Raw genomic sequence first — 21,682 nt, 5'->3', positions numbered from 1 at the left:
GAATCTCGCGCACCGAGGCGTGATACAGATGCCCGAGCCAAAACGCCTGCATGGAGTTGAGTTCTTGGATCATGAGGGTCTCCTGGATGAAGAAACCTCAGTGTGGTCAGCAAAACTCCGCTTGAGAAGATGTGGTTAGTGGCGCGTTTACGCAAGATTATGAGTATTGTTGGTATCTCAGGCTTTAACCTGAAAGACGCTTGCGGCATGGCGTGCTACTGGACGTTCTGTTTCTATTATTAAGTCGTTATTTAAGTGGTAAGTGGAGATCTGATAACGCAGCAAACTGACCGGTAAAGGGTTTGGGGCGCGGATAGGCAAGATCACCGTGTTTACTGGTATGTAGCCCCAGGCTTACTAACGATTCGGCAAGCTTTAAAGCAGCACTCACACCTTCAACCACCGGAATGCCCACTTCGTGGCTAATTTCCTGGGTAAGATTTGCCATCCCTCCGCAACCCAAAACAATCGCGCCGATATCGTCTTCATCCCGAGCGCGGCAGCACTCTTCAACAATACGCTGAAATGCGACCTCTGGATGATGCTCAAGATCGAGTACCGGGATCTCCGCGGCACGAATACGTCGGCAGTGATGGCGAAAGCCATACTGCTCCAGCAGGTGTTCGGCAATAATCCCGGTGCGGCTGAGCGTTGTCACAATCGAAAAGCGAGTGCTAATCAGCGTCGCCAGATGAAAGGCGGCTTCTGCAATACCAATCACCGGTGCGCGAGTTAGCTCACGGGCAGCAAGCAGTCCAGGATCGCCAAAACAGGCCACGATATAGGCATCAATGCCTCCTTCGCGTTCGCCTTTCAACACCTCTTGAGCCACACCTACCGCGCTGACGACTTCATCAAAGTGACTTTCGATGGAGACCGGCCCAGACTCTGGTTGGGAAGCGGTTAGGCGAGTGCCTGTTGAAGCTTGACGCTCAGCGGCATGATGAATGGCTTGCGTCATCGATGCCGTGGTATTGGGGTTAATAATATGTATATGCACGATAAGCGATCCACAGGTAAACAAATCAAAATATCTTGTATACGAAAATAGGTTGATTTATCACCAAGAGCAAGGCCTTTAAGCTCATTAAAAAGGCTAAGGAGGTTGACCAATCGTTCAGTTTTGCTCCTTGGTTGCTAATAAAGTGGGATTCGGTGTATTAAGGTTGTATTGCGATTGGCTAATAATCTGGCTACTTTGTATACAAATATTGATGGCATTCTTGGGCTTATACGCTCAGCGATTACCGGTAAGGATCTGCTCTATGACGTTGACGACTCACCCTACCTATCCGCGCGATTTAATGGGCTATGGACGTACGCCGCCTCACGCTAACTGGCCGGGCAAGGCCAAAATCGCCGTTCAATTTGTACTTAACTATGAAGAGGGCGGTGAAAACAGCGTTCTGCATGGAGATAACGCTTCAGAGCAGTTTTTATCGGAGATAATTGGCGCTGCCGCCTACCCGGACCGCCACTTAAGCATGGAGTCGATTTATGAATACGGCTCCCGGGCAGGCGTATGGCGGATTTTGCGTGAATTTGAGCGACGCGGGCTGCCGCTGACGATTTTTGGGGTGGCAATGGCCTTAGAGCGTAACCCTGATGTCGCCCAGGCGTTCAAAGAGCTGGGTCATGAAATTGCCTGCCATGGCTATCGTTGGATCCACTATCAGGAAGTGCCCGAGCATATTGAGCGCGAGCATTTGCAAAAAGCGCTAGAGGTTTTCCAACGTCTTTACGGCGAAAAGCCCGAAGGCTGGTATACCGGGCGGGATAGCCCCAATACCCGCAAGCTGCTGCTGGATGAAGGCGGTTTTTTATATGACAGCGATTACTACGGGGATGACCTGCCGTTCTGGACGAAGGTTACTGATAGCCAGGGCAGCGAGCACCCCCACCTTATCGTGCCCTATACGCTGGATACCAATGACATGCGCTTCGCCGCGCCACAAGGCTTCAATACGGCCGACCATTTCTTTACCTATCTGCGCGATGCCTTTGATGTTCTGTATGCAGAAGGTGAAGAAGCGCCCAAAATGCTTTCCATCGGTATGCATTGCCGTTTGCTCGGGCGTCCAGGACGTTTTCGCGCCCTGCAGCGCTTTTTAGACTATATCGAAACCCATGATCGGGTTTGGGTAGCGCGCAGGGTGGATATTGCCCGCCATTGGGCAGCGCATCACCCGGCACCTGTTTGAGCTTTAATCCCCCTTTCTGAGCTAAGAAAGGGGGATTAAAAAAGCTTAACTTTTTAGCCTACCCACTGCACCGCCTGAGCAAAGATGAGAAAGCCTAGCGCGATTAATACCCAGACGCAGAAAAGCGGGAAAAAGAACTTCACCCACTTTTGCCAGGAAACGCCAGCAAGCGCTAACGTCGCCATGAAATAGCCTGACGTGGGATAAAGAATATTCCCCATGCCGTCGCCAAGCTGGAACGCCAGCACGGCGGTTTGACGGGTAACGCCAATAATATCGGAAAGCGGTGCCATAATGGGCATGGTGACAAGTGCTTGGCCACTGCCTGAAGGCACCACAAAATTGAACAGCAGCTGAGCAAAGTACATGCCAATAGCCGACAGAATCGTCGGCAGCTCGCCGACTAGGTTGCCCAGGCCATACACTAGCGTATCCATGATCTGGCCTTGCTCTAACATGACCGCAACGCCTCGGGCGATCCCCGCAATCATGGCACCTACAAGAACATCCCGAAAACCTTTGTTAAAGCCTTCACAAATATCATCGGTCGTAAGGCCCGCAATTAAGCCTACGACCACGCCCATAATGATAAACAGGCCAGCCATTTCGAGCATGAACCAGCCTTGTTTAAGAACACCGTAAACCAGGATGCCAAAAAAGATGAATGTGGCCAGTGCAGCCAGTTTCTGTCGCGTATTAGCCATTAGCGCTGACTCCGTAATGCTATGCTGATAGCTCAAACGTTTGTCCGCTTCTGCTTCATCATTTTGCATCAGGCTCAGGGCAGGATTTTGGCGCACTTGATGGGCGTAGCGCATGACGAAAAAAATAGCCGCACCCAGAACCGCAATGAACGCGACTACCCGTAAACCAAACCCTGAATATAACGGCAAGTCAGAAAGCTGCTGTCCAAGGCCCGTGTTAATCGGGTTTAATATGCCGGTAGCAAAGCCTGCCGTTGTCGCACACAGGGCTACCGCCGCCGCCGTTACTGAATCAAAGCGTAAGGCAATCATCAGCGGCAGAATAACCGGCACGTAGACCAGCGCCAGCTCTTGGGTGCCTATGATGGTGGCGATTAAGGCAAATACCGTCATCAAAATTGGAATCATCAGAAGGCTTTGATTGGCGAAGCGTCGCGTCAATTTATCAACACCAATTTCAATAATGCCGGTGCGCCGCAGCACCATGAACATACCGCCGATCATAAAGGTGAAAAACACAACCTCGCCTGCGCTTATCAACCCATTGGGGATCGCCAGCATAAAATCGGTGATGCCAGCAGGGGACGCTTCTACAAACTGAAAGGAATTAGGGTCAATCGTTATGCGCCCTGCAGGGCCCGGAACACGCTCAAACTGTCCGGCGGGAACAAAGTGTGTGGCAATCGCCGCGATTGCAATAAAGATAAATAAAATGACATAGATATCGGGAACCCTGCACCATCCTCGCTTAATGTTTTTGGGTGAAGGCGGAGTCGAGCGCTGAATTTTGTGGGACATAGGTGCCTCGCATGGGTGGGCGTTATCGTTATGTGAGCGTTATTGCCCATTTATATTGTTCGATGTTTCTTAATGAATTTGCGTGTTGTTTAGGCGCTAAAGGAGTTTTTTTGGGTACGCAGTCCTCCTCTTCTATTCCCCATATTGGCCAGCGAATTGGCGCACAATTTGCCGAGCTGAGCGCTCAGGAACAGCGTGTTGCCAGTTTCATACTTGATCATTTTGATGATCTGGCTACTTTTAGTGCCGCTGAATTGGCGCGCTTGACGGGAGTGTCTAAATCTACCGTTAGTCGCTTGTTTAAAAAGCTTGGATTTGAAAGCTTTCAAGTGGTTAAGCAGCATGCAAGGCAGCTGCGTAGCATGGGAGTGCCACTGGTAACAGGGAACGGGCAGCCGGATGAACAGCGCTTTAAGCATCATTTGATGCGCGAAAATGACAACCTTCAGCAAACGTTTGCCAATATTGACCCTGAAACGTTTGAGTCGGTGGTCAACGCGCTCGATAACGCAAGCCGTGTCGTGCTGATTGGGTTTCGTAACAGCTACCCTCTTGCTGTGCATTTTCGACAGCAGCTGATCCAGACCCGCGATAACGTCAGCTTGGCGCCACAACCCAATCAAAGCTTGGGTGAGGAGCTTGTCTCGCTCGGCGAAAACGATGTCGTCGTGCTGTTTGGGTTTCGACGTCGCCCCGCGATCTTTAACAATCTGCTGACATCGCTTATCGCTAAAGACTGCCGGGTATTGCTGTTCGGCGATGCCACCGTAAAGCCTCATATGCCCTACGTAGATTGGTGGTTTGAGTGCCCCTTGGATAGCATTTCTGCCTTTGACAGCTATGCCAGCGCAATGAGCCTGATCAGCCTGATGTCGAATAGCTTGCTCCACCAGCGGCTTGCCAAGGGACGTGTGCGTATCAACGCTATTAGCGAGCTTTATCAAGAACTTGATGAGCTTGAACTCAGCTAATATGAATACGTGCATTTTTTCCCATCGGGCGATGCGAAGGTCTATGCAAAGTCCTATACAAAGTCCTATGTAAGCCATGCGAAATGCTTTGGTATTAAGTGCCATCTTTCGTATAGTTTGTTAGTTTTTGGAACGAAGGTTTCTAAAGACGTTACTATTGGGACTAATGTTGCACAAGCTCAATTATCGTCCATGCCTCACACAAGCCGTTCATTTAACCGACCGAAAAGCATCATTATTCTTAGTTTATTTTAAATAAGATTTATAAAATAAATGCTTATGGTCGTTTTAAAGCTTTTGGATTGCTGTGCTACACATTCCTAGCCTCATCTATCAATGGTCTAAAGGAGAAACAATGCCAACAAAAAACGTACCTACTTATTACGCCTCCATGGGCGGGCATCCGCCGCAGACCCAGCTAACCGCTGACCGTGCGGTATTCACCGAAGCCTATGCGTTGATCCCCAAAGGGGTAATGCGCGATATCGTGACCAGCAATCTGCCATTTTGGGAAGGCACTCGTGCCTGGGTGTTGGCGCGACCGCTATCAGGCTTTGCTGAGACGTTTTCCCAGTACATCATGGAAGTGCAGCCGGGTGGGGGAAGCGACAAGCCCGAGCCTGCGGCTGATGCCGAGGGCGTGCTGTTCGTGGTCGAAGGCGAGCTTACCCTGACCCTTGACGGAGTGCGCCATACTCTGGCACCGGGCGGCTATGCGTTTATTCCTCCGGGTGTTGAGTGGCGGGCACGCAACGATGCGCAGGCGCCGGTGCGCTTTCACTGGATCCGCAAGGCGTTTGAATATGTGGACGGCCTTGAGGTGCCTGAGGCTTTCGTTACCAACGAACAGGCGATCACCCCCAGTGAAATGCCGGGTACCGAAGGACGCTGGTCGACCACTCGCTTTGTCGACCCCAACGACGTGCGCCACGATATGCACGTCACTATCGTCAACTTCCAGCCGGGCGGCGTGATTCCGTTTGATGAAACCCACGTCATGGAGCACGGCCTCTACGTGCTGGAAGGCAAGGCGGTGTATCACCTGAACCAGCAGTGGGTGGAGGTAGAGGCGGGTGACTTTATGTGGCTGCGCGCTTTTTGCCCCCAGTCGTGCTATGCCGGCGGCCCAGGGCCGTTCCGCTACCTGCTTTATAAAGACGTTAACCGCCACGCGGCACTAAAACTTTAAGGTCGACGGCTTCGTTGCTGTGCGGCAGCGAAGCCGACACGTCAGGAGTTCATCATGCTTACATTGACTGCCCAGCCGCTAACGTCGGAAGCCTTCGCGCCGTTTGGCGACGTCATCGATGCGCGTACTTCCGCGTCATTTCCGATTAATGCGGGGCGCACCCAACGCCACCATGATTTAGCCAAGGTCGAAACCCTGGGAGAAAACGGCCATACGCTGATTAATATCTTTGTCAGTCAGCCGGTTTCGTTGCCGCTTAAATTAACCTTTTTAGAACGTCATCCCCAAGGCAGCCAAGCATTTATGCCGCTGCATCAGGAGCGCTTTATCGTGGTGGTGGCCCCGCCTGGGGAGCAGATCCATGCGCAGGACGTCAAAGCGTTCGTCACCGATGGCCGGCAAGGGGTCAACTATCGTGCGGGTACCTGGCACGCGATTCAGTCCGTGTTGGAGCGCGAGGGCGAATTTTTAGTGGTTGATCGCGGTGGTGAGGGCAATAACTGCGAAGAATATCCGCTGGAAATCACGGTCGATTTAAGCGAATAACTTGTGCACGCGGCTTACGGTTGTCATCTTGGCCGTCTTATACTGATAAGCTAAAGACACACCACGTGATTGCTTAGGAAAATTATGAACGCACAGACACATATCCCGCTTCGTCGTACCAAAATTGTTGCAACCTTAGGCCCCGCCAGTGACCGTGAGGGCGTTTTGGAGGCGATGCTTAAAGCGGGAGTAGATGTCGTACGTTTGAACTTCTCCCACGGCACGGCGGACGATCATCGCCGTCGCCTGCTTCAGGTCCGTGAAATAGCCGCCAAGCTGGGGCGTAGCGTGGCCGCGTTAGGCGATCTTCAAGGGCCGAAAATCCGTATCGCGCGCTTTAAAGAGGGCGCAGTTAGCCTTAAAGAAGGCCAGCCGTTCGTACTCGATATGGCAATGGACAGTGATTCAGGCGACGTTCATCAAGTGGGCTGTGACTACAAAACCCTTGCCCAGGATGTAGGCGCTGGCGACCGGCTGCTGCTGGACGATGGCCGTGTCGTGCTGGACGTTACCCGTGTAGAAGGCCAGCAAGTTCATACCCAAGTAGTGGTGGGCGGCAAGCTCTCCAACCACAAAGGTATTAACAAGCAGGGCGGCGGGCTTTCTGCCCCGGCACTGACGGATAAAGATAAGCAGGATCTCAAAACCGCCGTTGAGATTGGCGTCGACTACCTGGCTATTTCTTTCCCGCGCCATGCCGAAGACATGCTCGAAGCGCGTCGTCTGCTGGGCGAAGAGGGCAAAGAGATTGGCCTGGTAGCCAAAGTAGAGCGTGCTGAAGCCGTTGCCGATGAGGCGACGCTCGACGGTATTATTGAAGCCTCTGAAGCGGTCATGGTGGCACGTGGTGACCTGGGCGTTGAGATTGGCGATGCCAAGCTGGTGGGCGTGCAAAAGCGCATGATCAAACGCGCCCGCTCGCTCAACCGTGCAGTGATTACCGCCACCCAGATGATGGAAAGCATGATCTCGGCGCCGCTACCTACCCGCGCTGAAGTATTTGACGTGGCCAATGCCGTACTGGATAGCAGTGACGCCGTGATGCTGTCAGCGGAAACCGCCGCCGGTGATTACCCGGTGGAAACCGTGCAAGCCATGGCGCGTATCTGCCTGGGCGCCGAGCGTGAAAAGGTGGCACAAGAGTCCGGCCACCGGATTCATGAAGGCTTTACCCGCCCCGATGAAACGATCGCCCTTTCTGCAATGTACGCCGCCAACCATATGACCGGCGTGGCCGCGATTGCCTGCATGACCGCATCCGGCTATACACCACTGATTGCCTCGCGCATTCGTTCTGGTTTGCCGATTGTTGGCCTTGCCCATAACCCGGTCGCCCAGCGGCGTATGGCGCTGTATCGTGGGGTCGTTTCGCTGCCCTTTGATACCTCAGAGATGAGCGCTACCGAGCTTAATGCTCGCGCGTTAGAACTACTAGTACAGCATAAGCTTGCCGAGCCGGGCGACCACGTCATTCTGACCCGGGGCGATCATATGAATGCCCACGGCGGCACCAATACAATGAAAGTCATGACGATCGCCGAATAGCCGACCGACAAAAGGAACTCGCCTTTATGAACCTGACTCGCCGTCAGTTGCTCAACGCTTCACTGGGTTTGTCGCTGGCCGCCTTGTTGCCGGGTACTGTACTAGGAGCACTCGCATGGGCGGGGGCTGACAATGAAAGTGTCGACAGGCTTTCATTGGCTATTCATAGCGAAAGTGGGCCGCACCGCCTGGACGTTGAAGTAGCTAAAACCCCCGCTCAGCGCCAGCAGGGATTAATGGAGCGGGAGCACTTACCCGAGCAGCAAGGCATGTTGTTTCGTTTCGAGAACGAACAGCCTGCCGGCAACGCCTTCTGGATGTACCGTACGTTAATCCCGTTGGATATCGCGTTTATAGATAAAGAGGGGCGGATTGTCGCGATTAACACAATGCCGCCCTGTGAGTCCGATAACCCCGGCGCCTGCCCCGCGTATCCTGCCGGGGCGGCCTATTATTCAGCACTTGAAACCAACGCTGGCTATTTCGCTGCAAGGGGTATCAAAGTAAGCGATTGTGTATCAGTGCCTGGCGAGGCCGGATTTTGCCAGCCCGCTGATTAATAGAAACATCTATAACGCCGGGCGGCGTTTGCGAAAGCGGATCAGAATCAAGCCGATCCCTGCTACCACCAAGCCGCCGCCCGCTAGCTTATGGATACCCAGACTATCGCCCATCAGCAGCGCCCCTAAACCCACGGCCAGCACCGGTACTAAAAGTGTCATCGGTACCACCCGGTTGACCGGATGGCGCCGCAGTAAGGCGTACCAGATGCCGTAAGCAACAATTGACGACATTGCTGCGGTGTAGAAAACCGCGCCCCAGCCCACCCAGCTCGCCTCTTTGATTGCCTGCCACTGACCGTTTTCAAACAGCCAAGAGCCAATAGCTACCTGCGGTACTGCCAATAGCGCAACCCACCCAGCCAGTGCCAGCGGCGCAATAGCCGGACCGCGTTTGATCAGAAGCTGCGATACCGCCCAGCCAAAAGCACTCAGCAGTAGAATGGACAGCGGAAGCGGCGAAGGCAGCGTAGGTCCACCGGCCAGTACGATCACCCCGGCAAATGACAGCAGCAGGCCAGTCAATCGTTTGGGACCCAGCTTCTCCTTAAGAAATATGACCGCCAAGAGTGTGGCGAAGGGCGTTCCCATCTGCACCAGAAGTGCCCCGGTGCCCGCCTCCGACTGGCCCAGGCCAATAAACAGCAGGGCAAAGTGCAGAGTGCCGAAGGTAAAGGATAGCAGGAGTAGAAACGGTAGCTGGGTGCGCGCCACCGGATAGAAGGGCACCAGAAGAATAGCCACCAGCATAAAGCGCAGCGTGGTCATCAGCAGCGGCGGAAGCTCAGCGACTCCCACCTTGATAACAATAATATTGAGCGCCCAGATGGCAATGACCAACAGGCCGAGCAGCAGATCGCGTAGGGGCACGGCAGTATCCAATCAGAATGAAAAGTTCTGCGCATCATATCAGCTTGTGTGTCTTCCCTTCGTCCTTTAAGTCCCTACAATAGAGCGGGGCAGCCGCCTACAAACGGCGGCGGGCCTACCATAAAAAATTGATAAAAAAGGAATCACAATGACGCTGACACGCTCAATGGGTCGTTTAACTGTGGGTTTGGTTGGTGCTGCGCTGCTTTCGGCGGCATTCTCTGCGCAAGCACGCGAACTATCGGTTTCTACCGTGCTTTCAGAAGCCTTTCCCTGGGGGCAGGCCGCCGAAAAATGGGCGGAACTGGTCGAAGAACGCAGTGATGGCGAGCTTACGCTACGCGTTTATCCCAATTCTCAGCTGGTTTCAGGCGACCAGACTCGCGAATTTTCTGCAATGCGCTCGGGGTTGATCGATGCCGCGGTGGGTTCGACCATCAACTGGTCGCCGCAGGTACCGGAACTCAATCTATTCTCACTACCCTTTTTTATTCCGGATGAAGCCGCCGTGGATGCAGTAACTGGCGGTGAAGCTGGCGAGATGGTCTTTGAAGCGATTGAATCACGCGGTGTGATTCCGCTGGCATGGGGTGAAAACGGTTTTCGCCAAGTGTCGAACTCGCGTGGCCCCATTGCCGCGCCGGATGACCTTGATGGCTTAAAAATCCGCGTGGTGGGTTCGCCGCTGTTCCAAGATACGTTTAATGCTCTGGGGGCTGACCCCACACAAATGAGCTGGACCGATGCCCAGCCAGCGCTGACCACTGGCGCAGTGGATGGTCAGGAAAACCCGCTTTCTGTGTTTGACGTGGCGCGTATTGACCAAGTCGGTCAGCAGCATCTGACGCTTTGGAATTACATGAACGATCCGTTGATTTTTGCGGTGAACCAGCAAGTCTGGCAGACGTTAAGCGAAGAGCAGCAAACCTTGCTGCGCGAAACGGCGCTTGAGGCAGGTGAGTGGGAAACCGCGATGACCCGTGAACAGGAGAGCGAGCGCTTGGCCGCGATCCAAGAGCGCGGCGTAACGGTGACCGAGCTTACTGACGAGCAATACCAGACGTTTGTGGATGCGACTCAATCGGTTTACGAAAAATGGGCACCGCGTATTGGCGAATCACTGGTTGAGGCCGCGCAAACGGCTATCGACGGGCGCTAACCGCTGACTTTGATGGAACAACTACCGGCCTCCTTGAGGCCGGTAGACTTGGTTGTGAAGAGGCTTTTATGAAAGGCTTTCCTGATGCGCGCCCCGAGCGCTGGATAGGCGCGCTGGCGCTTATCGTAATTTCGTTGATTAGTCTGGGGAATGTAGTTACCCGCTATATTACCGGCGGCTCATTTTCGTTTACTGAAGAATTTTCCGTGTTTTTACTGGTGGTGTTGACGTTTGCTGGCGCGTCGGTAGCGCTGCGCCGTAACCGACACATCCGTATTGGCTTTCTGGAACGGGCATTGCCTTTGCGCTTTCGTCAGCCGTTAATAGTCTTTCAGGCGTTATGCGGTATCACCGTGCTTGGGCTGATTACCTGGTATGGCGGCAAGCTCGCCTGGCAGGAATACCAGTGGCAGTCACTTTCTCCAGGGCTTGGCTTACCCCAGTGGTGGTATCTGGTCTGTCTGCCGGTGCTAACGCTCGCCATGCTGTGGCGGTTACTGCAGCAAACCCGTGACCGGTTAACCGGGGAGCTTTCTGATGACGCCTGATGTCTGGATGATTCTGGCATTTGCCGGACTGCTGATTGCCGGTGTGCCCGTGGCCTTTTCGCTGGCCCTTTCGGGCGCCGTAGGTATCGTGCTTGGCCTGTCACCCGATATGCTGGCAACGTTGGGTACCAATACCTATAACAGCATTGCCAAATATCCTTTGATTGCGATTCCGCTGTTTATTCTTACCGGGCTGATTTTTGAGCGCTCGGGCGTCGCCCTGCGGCTGGTACGTTTTGCTCAGGCGCTGATTGGTCCACGTCACGGCGGCCTGGCGCTGGTGGCGGTACTGGTATGCATGATAATGGGTGGGATGAGCGGTTCAGGCCCCGCCGACGCGGCCGCCGTCGCCATGGTAATGCTGCCCAGCATGACCAAGGCGGGCTATCCCAAGCCGTTTTCAGCCACGCTAATTGCGGCCTCCGCCTCGACTGCCATTCTGATTCCACCGTCGGTGGCGTTAATTCTGTATTCCATTGTGGTGCCGGGGGTCGATCTGCGTGCGCTATTTGCCGCTGGCCTGTTCCCCGGCATTTTGGCCGGGCTGGCGCTACTGGTGCCCGCGCTGATTTTCGCTAAACGCAATGGTTGGGAAGGCGGCACGCTTACGGCAGATAATCCGCGCTTGAGCGTTCGGGCCACGTTTAAAGAAGCGTTGCCGGCGCTGTTTGCGCCCATTCTGATTCTGGGCGGCTTGCGTTCGGGGTTATTTACCCCCACTGAAGCCGCCGTGGTCGCCGTAGCCTATGGAACCCTGGTGGGGCTATTTTTAACCCGTGAGCTTTCCCTGCGCGATTTATGGGAGCTGCTCGGTGAAGCGGCGATTATTTCGGGCGTGGTGATGTTAATCATCGCCTTAGCGGGCATTTTTGCCTGGGCTGGCACGATGCTGGGCACCTTCCGGCATCTGGCTGAATGGATCATTGGGTTGACCGATAATGGCGTTTTGCTGCTGATACTGGTGATGCTCGCGGTGCTGGTCGCGGGCATGTTGCTGGATGCGATCTCTATCTATCTGATTATGATGCCGATTTTGATACCAGTGATGCAGCATTTTGAATGGAATCCAGTCTGGTTTGGGATTTTGCTGGCGATGAACATCGCGATCGGCCAGTTTACGCCGCCCGTTGCGGTCAACTTAATGGTCACCACTGAAGTCGCTAAAATTCGCCTTGAGCACACGATTGGGTGGGCACTGGTATTCGTGGTTGCCATGGGCTGTGCGCTTGCCCTAGTGGCGATATTTCCCGAGATTGCGCTTTGGCTGCCACGCCTGCTGGGCTACAACGTGTAAGTAGTAAAAAAGTTAAATGACGCTAATATAAGATAGATCGTCTAATGCTTTGCTAATAACGGCCCATGCAAAATATGCATAGCCATTAACGGTAGCTAAACGTTACGTGCGGTTAAACTCGTGTTTCAATAGGCTGTGAAAGGGTTTGCCCAGCACTGATGCTAGCTACTTCGCCAAGCGACGCTTTTTTCGCTAAAGTAGTGATCGTCGGTACACCAAATGCCGGGCTATAACAGTTTGTCTTGAAAACGTTTTGAAACGTAATTCACCTGAGGGAACGGATCGACAGGTGGTTTCAAAGCGCATAACGCTCACAACATCAAGATAGAGGTGTGTTTATGAATCGCCATGTATTTTCTACCGCCGCCTTTTCGGGCGCGTTGATTGCAGCGGCCACGTTTGCTGCTCCGGCCGTCGCCCAAGAGCGCTATATCACAATTGGTACCGGTGGCCAAACCGGCGTTTACTACGTCGTAGGCCAGTCGGTATGCCGCATGGTGAACCGCGGTAGTGAAGATCACAATATTCGCTGTAACGCGCCTTCAACCGGTGGCTCTGTCGCTAACGTCAACGGCATGAAGAGCGGTGAGCTGGACATGGGTGTTGTTCAGTCTGACGTTCAATTCCGCGCCTATAATGGTGAAGCCAACTTCGAAGAAGAAGGCCCGTGGGAAGACATGCGTTCTGTCTTCACTATGCATGGTGAGCCGCTGACCGTGGTTGCCCGCGCAGATTCCGGTATCGAGAATATCAGCGACTTCCCTGGCAAGCGCGTTAATATTGGTAACCCAGGTTCTGGTCAGCGTAACACCATGGACGTCGTCATGGACGCGTTCGGTTGGGACGAAGATACTTTTTCACTGGCATCTCAGCTAGACGCAGCAGAGCAGGCTTCTGCGCTGTCTGACAACAATATCGATGCCATGGTGTATGTAGTAGGCCATCCCAATGGTTCTATCCAGGAAGCGACCACCACAATTGATGCGCGCCTGGTGTCTGTTACCGGCGATGAGATCGACAGCCTGATCGAAGAATACCCCTACTACACGCGTTCGGTTATTCCAGGCGGCCTGTACCGTGGTAACGATGAAGATGTTGAAACCTTCGGCGTCGCAGCAACGTTCGTGTCCTCCGCTGACGTAGATGAAGATATCGTTTACGAAACCGTTAAAGCCGTGTTCGAAAACTTCGATCGTTTCAAACGCCTGCACCCGGCATTTGAAAACCTTAACGAAGAAGACATGATCTCTGATGGTTTAACCGCCCCGCTGCATGACGGCGCTGAGCGTTACTACCGTGAGCGTGGCTGGATCGAGTAAGGCATAGCCATGACGCTATTAGCCAAGGCCAATAGCGATCGTTTTTGAAGTGCAAAGCGCGGGCACCTGGAGTGTCCGCGCTTCTTGTTGAAAGCGCTGACAATCAGCGCTGACCATTAGGCAGGGCAAGCGTATGCGTGATGACAAACAACCCACGGCAGCCACTGGAAGCGACCTGGATGATATGGTCGCCTCCAGTGACTCAGGGGCAAGGAAGCCTCACGGCGTACCCGGTAAGCTGCTGGTAAGTATCGCAGCTGTTTGGTCGCTGTTTCAGCTATGGATTGCATCGCCACTTCCTTATATTGTCGGCTTCGGCGTTTTTAGTGCTACCGAAGCACGCTCCATTCACTTAGCATTTGCGCTCTTTTTGGCTTTTATGGCCTACCCGGCGCTAAAGCGCTCCCCGCGTGATCGTATCCCTCTGCAAGACTGGGCGTTTGCAGCAGTAGCCGCGTTTTGCGGTGCCTATCTGTTTATTTTTTATTCGGACCTGGCGCAACGCCCGGGGCGACCCATTACCCAGGATATTGTGATCGGGATACTGGGCATTGTGATGCTGCTGGAAGCCACTCGACGTGCCCTTGGGCCTCCGTTGATGATCGTTGCCGCTCTGTTTATCGGCTATTCCCTATTTGGCCCCTATATGCCGGGTATTCTGGCTCACCGGGGGGTTAGCCTGGGTGGTTTGATCAATCATCAGTGGCTGGGAACACAAGGTGTCTTCGGTATTGCGCTAGGTGTATCCACAAGCTTCGTATTCCTATTTGTTTTGTTTGGCGCACTGCTCGATAAAGCGGGTGCGGGTAACTATTTTATTAAAGTCGCATTTTCAATGCTGGGCCACCTTAAGGGTGGGCCCGCGAAGGCGGCAGTCGTTGCCTCGGGCATGACCGGCTTGATCTCAGGTTCATCGATTGCCAACACGGTGACTACCGGTACGTTTACTATCCCCATGATGAAGCGGGTAGGGTTTAGCTCTGAAAAAGCCGGGGCGGTTGAAGTATCTTCATCGGTTAACGGGCAGATCATGCCGCCGGTTATGGGTGCTGCAGCGTTCCTGATGGTTGAATACGTTGGTATTCCTTATGTAGAAGTTATCAAGCACGCGTTTCTACCCGCCGTTATTTCGTATATCGCGCTGATCTATATCGTCCACCTGGAAGCCTTGAAAGCCAATATGACGGGGCTGCCTTCGAGTAACCCGGCGCGACCACTGCTTAATAAAGTGATTGGCTTTTTGACCGGCTTACTGCTGCTAATGGGGCTGTCGGTGGCGGTCTATTATGGTTTGGGATGGCTAAAACCGGTGCTGGGTGAGTCAACACCTTGGGTGGTATCGGTGGGTTTGGTCTTCATTTATGTTGGGCTTTTAAAAATCAGCTCTAACTACCCTGAACTGGAAATGGACGACCCGACTTCCAAGATCATTACACTGCCGCAAACCCGGCCGACCGTTATGGTGGGCTTGCACTATATCCTGCCGGTTATTGTGCTGGTGTGGTGTTTGATGGTGGAGCGCCTTTCGCCTGGGCTTTCGGCGTTTTGGGCGACCATGTTCATGATCTTTATCATGGTGACACAGCGGCCGATTATCGCCATCTTCCGTGGGCGTAGCAAAATGGCCGCTGACATTAAAGAGGGCTTTTTGGATCTGTGGGACGGCTTGGTAACCGGCGCGCGCAATATGATCGGTATCGGTATCGCAACTGCCACGGCGGGCATCATTGTTGGTGCCGTATCGCAAACCGGCGTAGGTCTGGTGCTGGCGGATGTCGTTGAGATTTTATCAGGCGGTAACCTGATGATGATCCTGCTGCTTACCGCGCTGCTGAGCCTGATCTTGGGTATGGGCCTGCCGACAACGGCCAACTACATCGTGGTATCGGCATTGATGGCACCGGTGATTGTGCTGCTGGGCCAGCAAAACGGGCTGATTGTGCCGCTGATTGCGGTGCATCTGTTCGTCTTCTACTTCGGCATTATGGCGGATGTTACCCCCCCGGTGGGCCTGGCTTCCTTTGCCGCCGCGGCGATCTCGGGAGGCGACCCGCTACGCACAGGCTTCCAAGCGTTCTATTACAGTCTGCGTACGGCAGCGCTGCCGTTCTTGTTCATCTTTAACACGGATCTGCTGTTAATCGATGTTACGGTCATGCAGGGCGTGGTGGTGTTTATCGTCGCGACGATTGCCATGCTGATCTTCGCGGCGGGCACCCAAGGCTTTATGTTGACACGTAACCGCTGGTACGAATCGCTGCTGTTACTGCTGGTCGCCTTTACGCTTTTCCGCCCCGGCTTCTGGATGGATCAGATTCATGACCCCTATGAGTCGGTACCCCCCGCGCAGCTTGCCGATGCGTTAGAGCGTGTGGACGATGGCAGCAGCCTGCGCGTGCAGATTGCCGGTGAGGATGCTTTTGGCGCCCCCATGTCGACTTACATTCTAGTGCCGGTACCCAGCGGTGAAACGGGCCAAGAACGCCTGGAAAATCTGGGTATAGAGCTCTATGTCGATGGTGATCAAACGCTGGTCGATTTCGTCGAGTTTGGTAGCCCCGCGGCCGAATTGGGCTTTGATTTCGATCAGGAAATTACCGAAGTTCTCGCGCCCGTTAACCGCTGGACCAAAGAGTGGATGTGGTTGCCTGCCTTGGGGCTCTTCGGCTTAGTGGTCCTTATGCAGCGTCGTAGGCGTCGTCAGGAACCTGATGACACAATGGCCAAAGCGTAACGGAGGTTGCTATGTACCAGAAAGTACTGCTGCCCGTGGATTTGAACGAAGAGGCCTCCTGGAAAAAAGCGTTACCTACGGCGGTAACGCTTTGCCAGACTTTCGGTGCATCGCTGCATATTGTCAGCGTGTTGCCGGAGTTTAAGATGCCGATGGTGGGGGCTTATTTTCCCAAAAACTTCTCAGAAAAGGCGAATGCTGCCATGAAGGAGGCGCAGCATACGTTTATTCAAGAAAATGTGCCGAAGGATATTCAAACCCAGAGCATCATTGTTGATGGGTCCCCCTGGGAGGCGATCACCAAGGTCGGTAAACAGCTGGATGCCGACCTTATCGTGATGGCCTCGCATACCAAGCATAAGTTTGTGGACTATGTGCTGGGACCTAATGCCGAGCATGTGGTGCATCATGCCAAGGTCTCGGTCATGATCGTGCGTTAAGCATCCATCGTTTGCTTAATGGCAGGTGCTTTGAAAAACCCCAGCTTAGCCAAGCTGGGGTTTTTTTATAGGCGCGGCGATGCCTGTTGGTTAAACTAAATTTATTGACACATAACAGCTAACTACCTTTGCTATCCGGACGTATGAAAAAACTCGTGTTTTGCCTGACCTAAATAGTGAGATCACGTACTCTTATAGAGTCTCTATTAATGGCTCGTTTACAACATTTTAGATCCAGGCTCCATGAGGAAATAATGATGAAAGCCTTATTAGTTAGAGGGCTACTGCTGGCTTTGTGCATTCCCCAAATGGGAGTGGCTGGCGAATCAGCAGCTTTAGAAGCGCCCCAAGGCGCGGCGCTGTTAGAAATTAGAGGCGATATTACCCAAGAGAATGCGCTTGAAGGCGCGCGATTTGACTTTGCAATGCTGAAAGACCTTCCCCAGTTCGGTTTTGATACGAGCACGCCCTGGACCAGTGGCGTCAGCTATTATTCTGGCCCACTGATGCGCGATCTGCTGGAGCGTGTCGGCGCCAATAGTGAGATGGTAAGGGTGGCGGCGCTGAATGGCTACGAAGCTGAAATTCCTGTCAGTGATTTTTATGAGTATGACGTAATACTGGCACTTGAGCGCAACCACGCGCCAATGCCTATCCGTGAGTATGGCCCGCTATGGGTGCTGTATCCGTTTGATCAGGATGACACTTTATTAAATGAAAAAATGCGCTTTAGAGCTGTTTGGCAGGTGATGCGTATTGATGCGCTTAAGTAGCTCCGTGACGCAGTCTCCCAGCCTACTGCGTTATCCCCGGCGTCTAAAACTGGTGGCCATCATTACCGTGCTGCTGTTTGCCGCAGCACTCGTGGTTGCCGCACTTGCCGCATGGCGTCAGGACAACCTCACCCAAAGCCTGCGCGAAGATACCTCGTGGGTAGTGTATAAGCTTGACCGTGATGCGGTGCAGCTTCTTAACCATTTACTTGCGACAGCTCGAACCGATATTACACCGCCGGTGCAAAATGAACTGAACATGCGCTTTGAGCTGTTATACAGCCGCCTTACGCTGCTTCAGGAGGGTGAGGTCAGTACGCTGTTGCATGCCATTGGTGATGCGAGTGAATTAATGGCGCACATACAGCAGCAAATGGAAACACTGGACACCATGTTTGCGCCGTATAGTGAGCTTGAATCACTACCCGTTAGCTCGCTTGAAACGGCACTGGATAGGCTAACGCAGTTAACTGAACGATTTGTAATTACGATTAACGGCTACCTGGCAGAGTCCGCCACTGAAGAGCGCATATGGCTGAGTACGCTTTATAAGCTCTTAATGACGCTGCTGCTGGGTATGAGTCTGGCCGTGCTGTTAGTGATAGGCTTCTTGCTACGTGAAATGCGTGAAAGCGCGGCCGCTAGGCGCGAGCAGGAGCAGCTAAGTCGGCAGTTGGAAGTTACTGCTGAGCAAGCCCAGGCTGCTAACCACGCTAAATCAGATTTTCTGGCCATGGTAAGCCATGAGATTCGCACGCCGCTTAACGGTGTGATCGGCATGAGCGAGCTGTTACGCGAGCCGACAAGCCCGGCTCAGGTGGAAGATTATGCCCGGACGATTCACGACAGCGCCAACCAACTGCTGGCCATGATCAATGAGATTCTCGATTTCTCTAAAATTGAAGCTGGCCACTTAACACTCGAAACCACACCGACGGCACTAAAGCCCTTGATTGATAGCGTAGTGGCCCTCTTTGAGCCGCGTGCGAAGGCGAAAGGCTTGGTATTAAGGGTAAATGTTGATGCCTTGGTGCCCCCTTGGATCATGATTGACGCTGGTCGTTTCAGGCAGATCTTACTGAACCTGGTGGCCAATGCGACGAAGTTCACCGACCACGGTGAAATACATATTCATGTCTCGTCAACGGTTGAAAACTTGTTGCTCGAAGTCATCGATACCGGCTGTGGGCTTAACGAGGAGCAGCAGGAAACTTTATTTGAACCCTTCCAACAGGCTAACTCCTCAATTGCACGTCGCTATGGCGGCACTGGCCTCGGGCTTGCCATTTGCAAGCGGTTGAGCGAGGCCATGCAGGGACGTTTAGGTGTGCAGAGCCAGCCGGGGCAGGGCAGTACCTTTTGGTGTGAGTTGCCGCTTGTAAAGGCCAGTCCGGAAACCGCATCTCTGCCTAATGAGCCGGCGGGAGACTTTGCGGGTACAACGCTACTGCTGGTCGAAGATAACGCGGTCAACCGCAAGGTAGCGACGAGCCTGTTATCGCGCTTAGGGTGCGATGTGGTCTGTGCAGAGAATGGTCAGGATGCGCTAACCATGGCGCAGTCTCTGCAGATGCATTTAATTTTCATGGATATTCAGCTACCGGATATGGATGGCCTGATGGTCACCCAACGCCTGCGAGAGCAGGGCGGCTGGTTGGCTCAGGTGCCTATTGTGGCCATGACCGCCGGCGGCAATGATCGCCAGCGCTGCCTTGCCGCGGGTATGAACGACTATATTACCAAACCGCTCTCCTTATCAGCGCTGAGTAACGTGCTTACGCTGCACCTATTGTCGTCAAGGCAAGATTTATTGCTACCGTCGCTCGAACAGTTAAACGAAGATGCGCCAGAGCACGCATTACTCAACATCAACACACTGAATATGCTGCTGGAAAATCTGGGAGATGAGCGGTTAATCCAGCTTATGGTGCTTTATCAACAGCAGGTAAGCGATTATCTCTTACAGTTGGCGGCTTACCTTGCGGCATCGGAACGCCTGTTTGATGAACAGCTGCAACAGGTAGCGCGGTTGGCGCACCAGCTGCGCGGTGAATCATTGAGTATGGGCGCAGAGCAGTTAGCGGATGATGCCCAGCATCTTGAGCTATTAGCCCATGAAGAGGGCCATACCCCGTGCCAGCTAGACAGCGTGTTTAGTTTATTACGCCATAACGCTGCTCGAACGCTTACAGAACTTGAACGGTGGCGGCGCGACGTTCTACAAAGCTAGTACCTGAAAAGCTAGTACCTGAAAAGCTAGTACCTGAAAAGCTAGTACCTGAAAAGCGGGATCCTGAAAACCAAGAGACACTGAACGCTGGTTTACAACGTCAGCCTTCTGGAGCCGTGTGCTTATCTTCTACCAAGGGATGAGAGCTAATCCTGTCCTCGTGCTCTATCGTCGTAGCCAATAATAAACAATACTGTCAAAGCACGTTTAATAATCATAAAACTCAGGAGCCTTGTCATGATCTATGCCAATCCAGGTGAAAACGGGTCAGTTGTCTCATTTGAAAAACGCTATGGCAACTATATCGGCGGTGAGTTTGTGCCTCCCGTTAACGGCCAATACTTTGATAATGTTAGCCCTGTTAATGGTCAGGTATTCTGCGAAATCCCGCGCTCTACCGCCGAGGATATCGATAAAGCGCTGGATGCTGCGCACAAGGCAGCGCCTGCCTGGGGTAAAACCGCCGCTGCTGAACGCAGCAATATTTTATTAAAAATCGCCGACCGCATTGAACAGAATATCGAAATGCTGGCCGTAGCCGAAAGTTGGGATAACGGTAAAGCCGTTCGCGAAACGTTAAATGCGGATATCCCTCTGGCCGTTGATCATTTCCGCTACTTTGCAGGCTGCCTGCGCGCTCAGGAAGGCAGCGCTGCGGATATTGATGCCAATACGGTGTCCTACCACTTTCACGAACCGCTAGGCGTGGTTGGGCAGATCATTCCTTGGAATTTCCCGATTTTAATGGCCGTCTGGAAGCTGGCGCCCGCGCTTGCCGCCGGTAACTGCGTGGTACTTAAGCCTGCCGAACAAACCCCGGCTTCCGTGCTGGTACTCATCGAGCTGGTTGGCGATTTGCTGCCCGCTGGTGTCGTCAATATTGTTAATGGCTTCGGTGCCGAAGCTGGGCAAGCGTTGGCCAGCAGCAAGCGCATCGCCAAGATCGCATTCACCGGTTCCACCCCGGTCGGCTCGCACATCCTTAAATGCGCGGCTGAAAATATTATTCCCTCCACCGTAGAGCTTGGCGGTAAATCGCCCAATATTTACTTTGCCGATATCATGAACGCCGAACCGACGTTTATCGATAAAGCGGTCGAGGGTTTGGTACTGGCGTTCTTTAACCAGGGCGAAGTATGTACCTGCCCATCGCGCGCGCTGATTCAGGAAAGCATGTACGACGAGTTTATGGCGAAAGTGATGGAGCGCACCCAAACCATCAAGCGTGGTAACCCGCTGGATACCGATGTTCAGGTCGGCGCTCAAGCCTCTCAGGAACAGTTCGACAAAATCATGTCGTACATGGAGATTGCCCGTGAAGAAGGCGCGGAGTTCTTGACCGGGGGCAACAAAGAAACCCTGGATGACAGCATTAACGGCGGTTACTACATCCAGCCGACGCTGCTTAAAGGCAACAATAAAATGCGCGTTTTCCAGGAGGAGATTTTTGGCCCGGTAGTCGCGGTCACGACCTTCAAGGATGAAGAAGAGGCGCTCGCGATTGCCAACGACACCGAGTTTGGCTTGGGCGCGGGTGTATGGAGTCGCGATATCAACGTGGCGTTTCGTATGGGCCGGGGCATCCAGGCCGGCCGTGTATGGACCAACTGCTATCACCAATACCCGGCTCACGCCGCGTTTGGTGGCTACAAGAAATCCGGCGTCGGCCGTGAAACCCACAAGGTTGCCCTCGAACACTATCAGCAAACCAAGAACCTGCTGATTAGTTACGACATCAATCCGTTGGGCTTCTTCTAAACCACGCTTACGTGCTACCCCCGCTCGGTATTGCCGAGCGGGA

Annotated in this window: 18 protein-coding genes; 15 read left to right on the top strand and 3 right to left on the bottom strand. The window is 53.4% G+C overall.

Translation table 11 applies throughout. The annotated features are described in order from the left end of the window. Nucleotides 1-247 precede the first annotated feature (247 nt). Nucleotides 248-1,000 (bottom strand): aspartate/glutamate racemase family protein, encoded by a 753-nt coding sequence (locus INT33_RS14560; protein WP_192537797.1) that lies wholly within the window; start codon nt 998-1,000, stop codon nt 248-250. Nucleotides 1,001-1,265: 265 nt separating this feature from the next. On the opposite strand from INT33_RS14560, the gene puuE reads away from it, so the two are divergent. Next, complete coding sequence (puuE, locus tag INT33_RS14555) at nt 1,266-2,201, top strand: allantoinase PuuE (RefSeq protein ID WP_193092253.1); 936 nt, start codon at nt 1,266-1,268, stop codon at nt 2,199-2,201. Between the two features lie 53 nt (nt 2,202-2,254). On the opposite strand, the gene INT33_RS14550 is transcribed toward puuE, so the two are convergent. Further along, nucleotides 2,255-3,703, bottom strand: a complete 1,449-nt coding sequence (locus tag INT33_RS14550) for a YfcC family protein (protein ID WP_226940210.1) — start codon at nt 3,701-3,703, stop codon at nt 2,255-2,257. A gap of 110 nt (nt 3,704-3,813) precedes the next feature. On the opposite strand from INT33_RS14550, the gene INT33_RS14545 reads away from it, so the two are divergent. From INT33_RS14545 to INT33_RS14525, 5 genes are all read left to right on the top strand, one after another. After that, nucleotides 3,814-4,674 (top strand): MurR/RpiR family transcriptional regulator, encoded by an 861-nt coding sequence (locus INT33_RS14545; RefSeq protein ID WP_192537795.1) that lies wholly within the window; start codon nt 3,814-3,816, stop codon nt 4,672-4,674. A gap of 355 nt (nt 4,675-5,029) precedes the next feature. Beyond that, the gene (locus INT33_RS14540) at nt 5,030-5,863 is read left to right on the top strand and encodes a bifunctional allantoicase/(S)-ureidoglycine aminohydrolase (RefSeq protein WP_193092252.1); all 834 of its coding nucleotides are present in this window, start codon (nt 5,030-5,032) and stop codon (nt 5,861-5,863) included. 54 nt (nt 5,864-5,917) lie between these two features. Then, nucleotides 5,918-6,409, top strand: a complete 492-nt coding sequence (locus tag INT33_RS14535) for an ureidoglycolate lyase (RefSeq protein ID WP_193092251.1) — start codon at nt 5,918-5,920, stop codon at nt 6,407-6,409. Between the two features lie 84 nt (nt 6,410-6,493). Further along, nucleotides 6,494-7,954 carry a pyruvate kinase gene (gene pyk, locus INT33_RS14530; RefSeq protein WP_193092250.1) on the top strand — a complete coding sequence of 487 codons (1,461 nt, stop codon included), beginning with the start codon at nt 6,494-6,496 and terminating at the stop codon, nt 7,952-7,954. Nucleotides 7,955-7,980: 26 nt separating this feature from the next. Then, nucleotides 7,981-8,514, top strand: a complete 534-nt coding sequence (locus INT33_RS14525) for a DUF192 domain-containing protein (protein ID WP_193092249.1) — start codon at nt 7,981-7,983, stop codon at nt 8,512-8,514. Nucleotides 8,515-8,523: 9 nt separating this feature from the next. On the opposite strand, the gene INT33_RS14520 is transcribed toward INT33_RS14525, so the two are convergent. Beyond that, nucleotides 8,524-9,384, bottom strand: coding sequence for a DMT family transporter (locus INT33_RS14520; protein ID WP_192537790.1), 861 nt, complete (start codon nt 9,382-9,384; stop codon nt 8,524-8,526). A 148-nt stretch (nt 9,385-9,532) separates the two neighbouring features. Here INT33_RS14520 and INT33_RS14515 point away from each other — a divergent pair, with 148 nt between their 5' ends. The 9 genes from INT33_RS14515 to exaC all read left to right on the top strand — a co-directional run bounded on the left by INT33_RS14515 (nt 9,533) and on the right by exaC (nt 21,639). After that, nucleotides 9,533-10,543, top strand: coding sequence for a DctP family TRAP transporter solute-binding subunit (locus INT33_RS14515; protein ID WP_193092248.1), 1,011 nt, complete (start codon nt 9,533-9,535; stop codon nt 10,541-10,543). 68 nt (nt 10,544-10,611) lie between these two features. Continuing rightward, nucleotides 10,612-11,091, top strand: a complete 480-nt coding sequence (locus INT33_RS14510) for a TRAP transporter small permease (protein ID WP_193092247.1) — start codon at nt 10,612-10,614, stop codon at nt 11,089-11,091. Continuing rightward, nucleotides 11,081-12,385 (top strand): TRAP transporter large permease, encoded by a 1,305-nt coding sequence (locus tag INT33_RS14505; protein ID WP_192537787.1) that lies wholly within the window; start codon nt 11,081-11,083, stop codon nt 12,383-12,385. The genes INT33_RS14510 and INT33_RS14505 overlap by 11 nt, the downstream gene beginning before the upstream one ends. A 338-nt stretch (nt 12,386-12,723) precedes the next feature. Beyond that, nucleotides 12,724-13,704: a TAXI family TRAP transporter solute-binding subunit gene (locus INT33_RS14500; protein ID WP_192537786.1), complete on the top strand. Its 981-nt coding sequence runs from the start codon at nt 12,724-12,726 to the stop codon at nt 13,702-13,704. A gap of 133 nt (nt 13,705-13,837) precedes the next feature. After that, a complete protein-coding gene (locus INT33_RS14495) occupies nt 13,838-16,438 on the top strand; it encodes a TRAP transporter permease (RefSeq protein WP_192537785.1) in 2,601 nt (866 codons plus the stop codon). An 11-nt stretch (nt 16,439-16,449) separates the two neighbouring features. Beyond that, nucleotides 16,450-16,878 (top strand): universal stress protein, encoded by a 429-nt coding sequence (locus INT33_RS14490; RefSeq protein ID WP_193092246.1) that lies wholly within the window; start codon nt 16,450-16,452, stop codon nt 16,876-16,878. A gap of 257 nt (nt 16,879-17,135) precedes the next feature. Next, nucleotides 17,136-17,651 (top strand): molybdopterin-dependent oxidoreductase, encoded by a 516-nt coding sequence (locus tag INT33_RS14485; protein ID WP_192537783.1) that lies wholly within the window; start codon nt 17,136-17,138, stop codon nt 17,649-17,651. Then, nucleotides 17,638-19,881 carry an ATP-binding protein gene (locus tag INT33_RS14480; RefSeq protein WP_192537782.1) on the top strand — a complete coding sequence of 748 codons (2,244 nt, stop codon included), beginning with the start codon at nt 17,638-17,640 and terminating at the stop codon, nt 19,879-19,881. Before INT33_RS14485 ends, INT33_RS14480 begins: the two co-directional genes overlap by 14 nt. A gap of 237 nt (nt 19,882-20,118) precedes the next feature. After that, entirely contained in the window at nt 20,119-21,639 is a 1,521-nt protein-coding gene (gene exaC, locus INT33_RS14470; RefSeq protein ID WP_193092245.1) for an acetaldehyde dehydrogenase ExaC, read from the top strand. Nucleotides 21,640-21,682: the final 43 nt, after the last annotated feature.

The organism is Halomonas colorata (genome assembly GCF_014897985.1).
GTDB classification, from domain to species: Bacteria; Pseudomonadota; Gammaproteobacteria; order Pseudomonadales; family Halomonadaceae; genus Vreelandella; species Vreelandella colorata.
Note: the sequence above shows the minus strand (reverse complement) of the source record. Positions and strands in the feature narration are given on the sequence as shown.

Coding starts and splice junctions, on each gene's coding strand:
- INT33_RS14495 (WP_192537785.1), top strand. CDS start 13,838: ATGCGTGATGACAAACAACCCACGGCAGCCACTGGAAGCGACCTGGAT.
- INT33_RS14490 (WP_193092246.1), top strand. CDS start 16,450: ATGTACCAGAAAGTACTGCTGCCCGTGGATTTGAACGAAGAGGCCTCC.
- INT33_RS14525 (WP_193092249.1), top strand. CDS start 7,981: ATGAACCTGACTCGCCGTCAGTTGCTCAACGCTTCACTGGGTTTGTCG.
- INT33_RS14550 (WP_226940210.1), bottom strand. CDS start 3,703: ATGTCCCACAAAATTCAGCGCTCGACTCCGCCTTCACCCAAAAACATT.
- INT33_RS14510 (WP_193092247.1), top strand. CDS start 10,612: ATGAAAGGCTTTCCTGATGCGCGCCCCGAGCGCTGGATAGGCGCGCTG.
- puuE (WP_193092253.1), top strand. CDS start 1,266: ATGACGTTGACGACTCACCCTACCTATCCGCGCGATTTAATGGGCTAT.
- INT33_RS14535 (WP_193092251.1), top strand. CDS start 5,918: ATGCTTACATTGACTGCCCAGCCGCTAACGTCGGAAGCCTTCGCGCCG.
- INT33_RS14505 (WP_192537787.1), top strand. CDS start 11,081: ATGACGCCTGATGTCTGGATGATTCTGGCATTTGCCGGACTGCTGATT.
- INT33_RS14480 (WP_192537782.1), top strand. CDS start 17,638: ATGCGCTTAAGTAGCTCCGTGACGCAGTCTCCCAGCCTACTGCGTTAT.
- exaC (WP_193092245.1), top strand. CDS start 20,119: ATGATCTATGCCAATCCAGGTGAAAACGGGTCAGTTGTCTCATTTGAA.
- INT33_RS14540 (WP_193092252.1), top strand. CDS start 5,030: ATGCCAACAAAAAACGTACCTACTTATTACGCCTCCATGGGCGGGCAT.
- pyk (WP_193092250.1), top strand. CDS start 6,494: ATGAACGCACAGACACATATCCCGCTTCGTCGTACCAAAATTGTTGCA.
- INT33_RS14485 (WP_192537783.1), top strand. CDS start 17,136: ATGAAAGCCTTATTAGTTAGAGGGCTACTGCTGGCTTTGTGCATTCCC.
- INT33_RS14515 (WP_193092248.1), top strand. CDS start 9,533: ATGACGCTGACACGCTCAATGGGTCGTTTAACTGTGGGTTTGGTTGGT.
- INT33_RS14500 (WP_192537786.1), top strand. CDS start 12,724: ATGAATCGCCATGTATTTTCTACCGCCGCCTTTTCGGGCGCGTTGATT.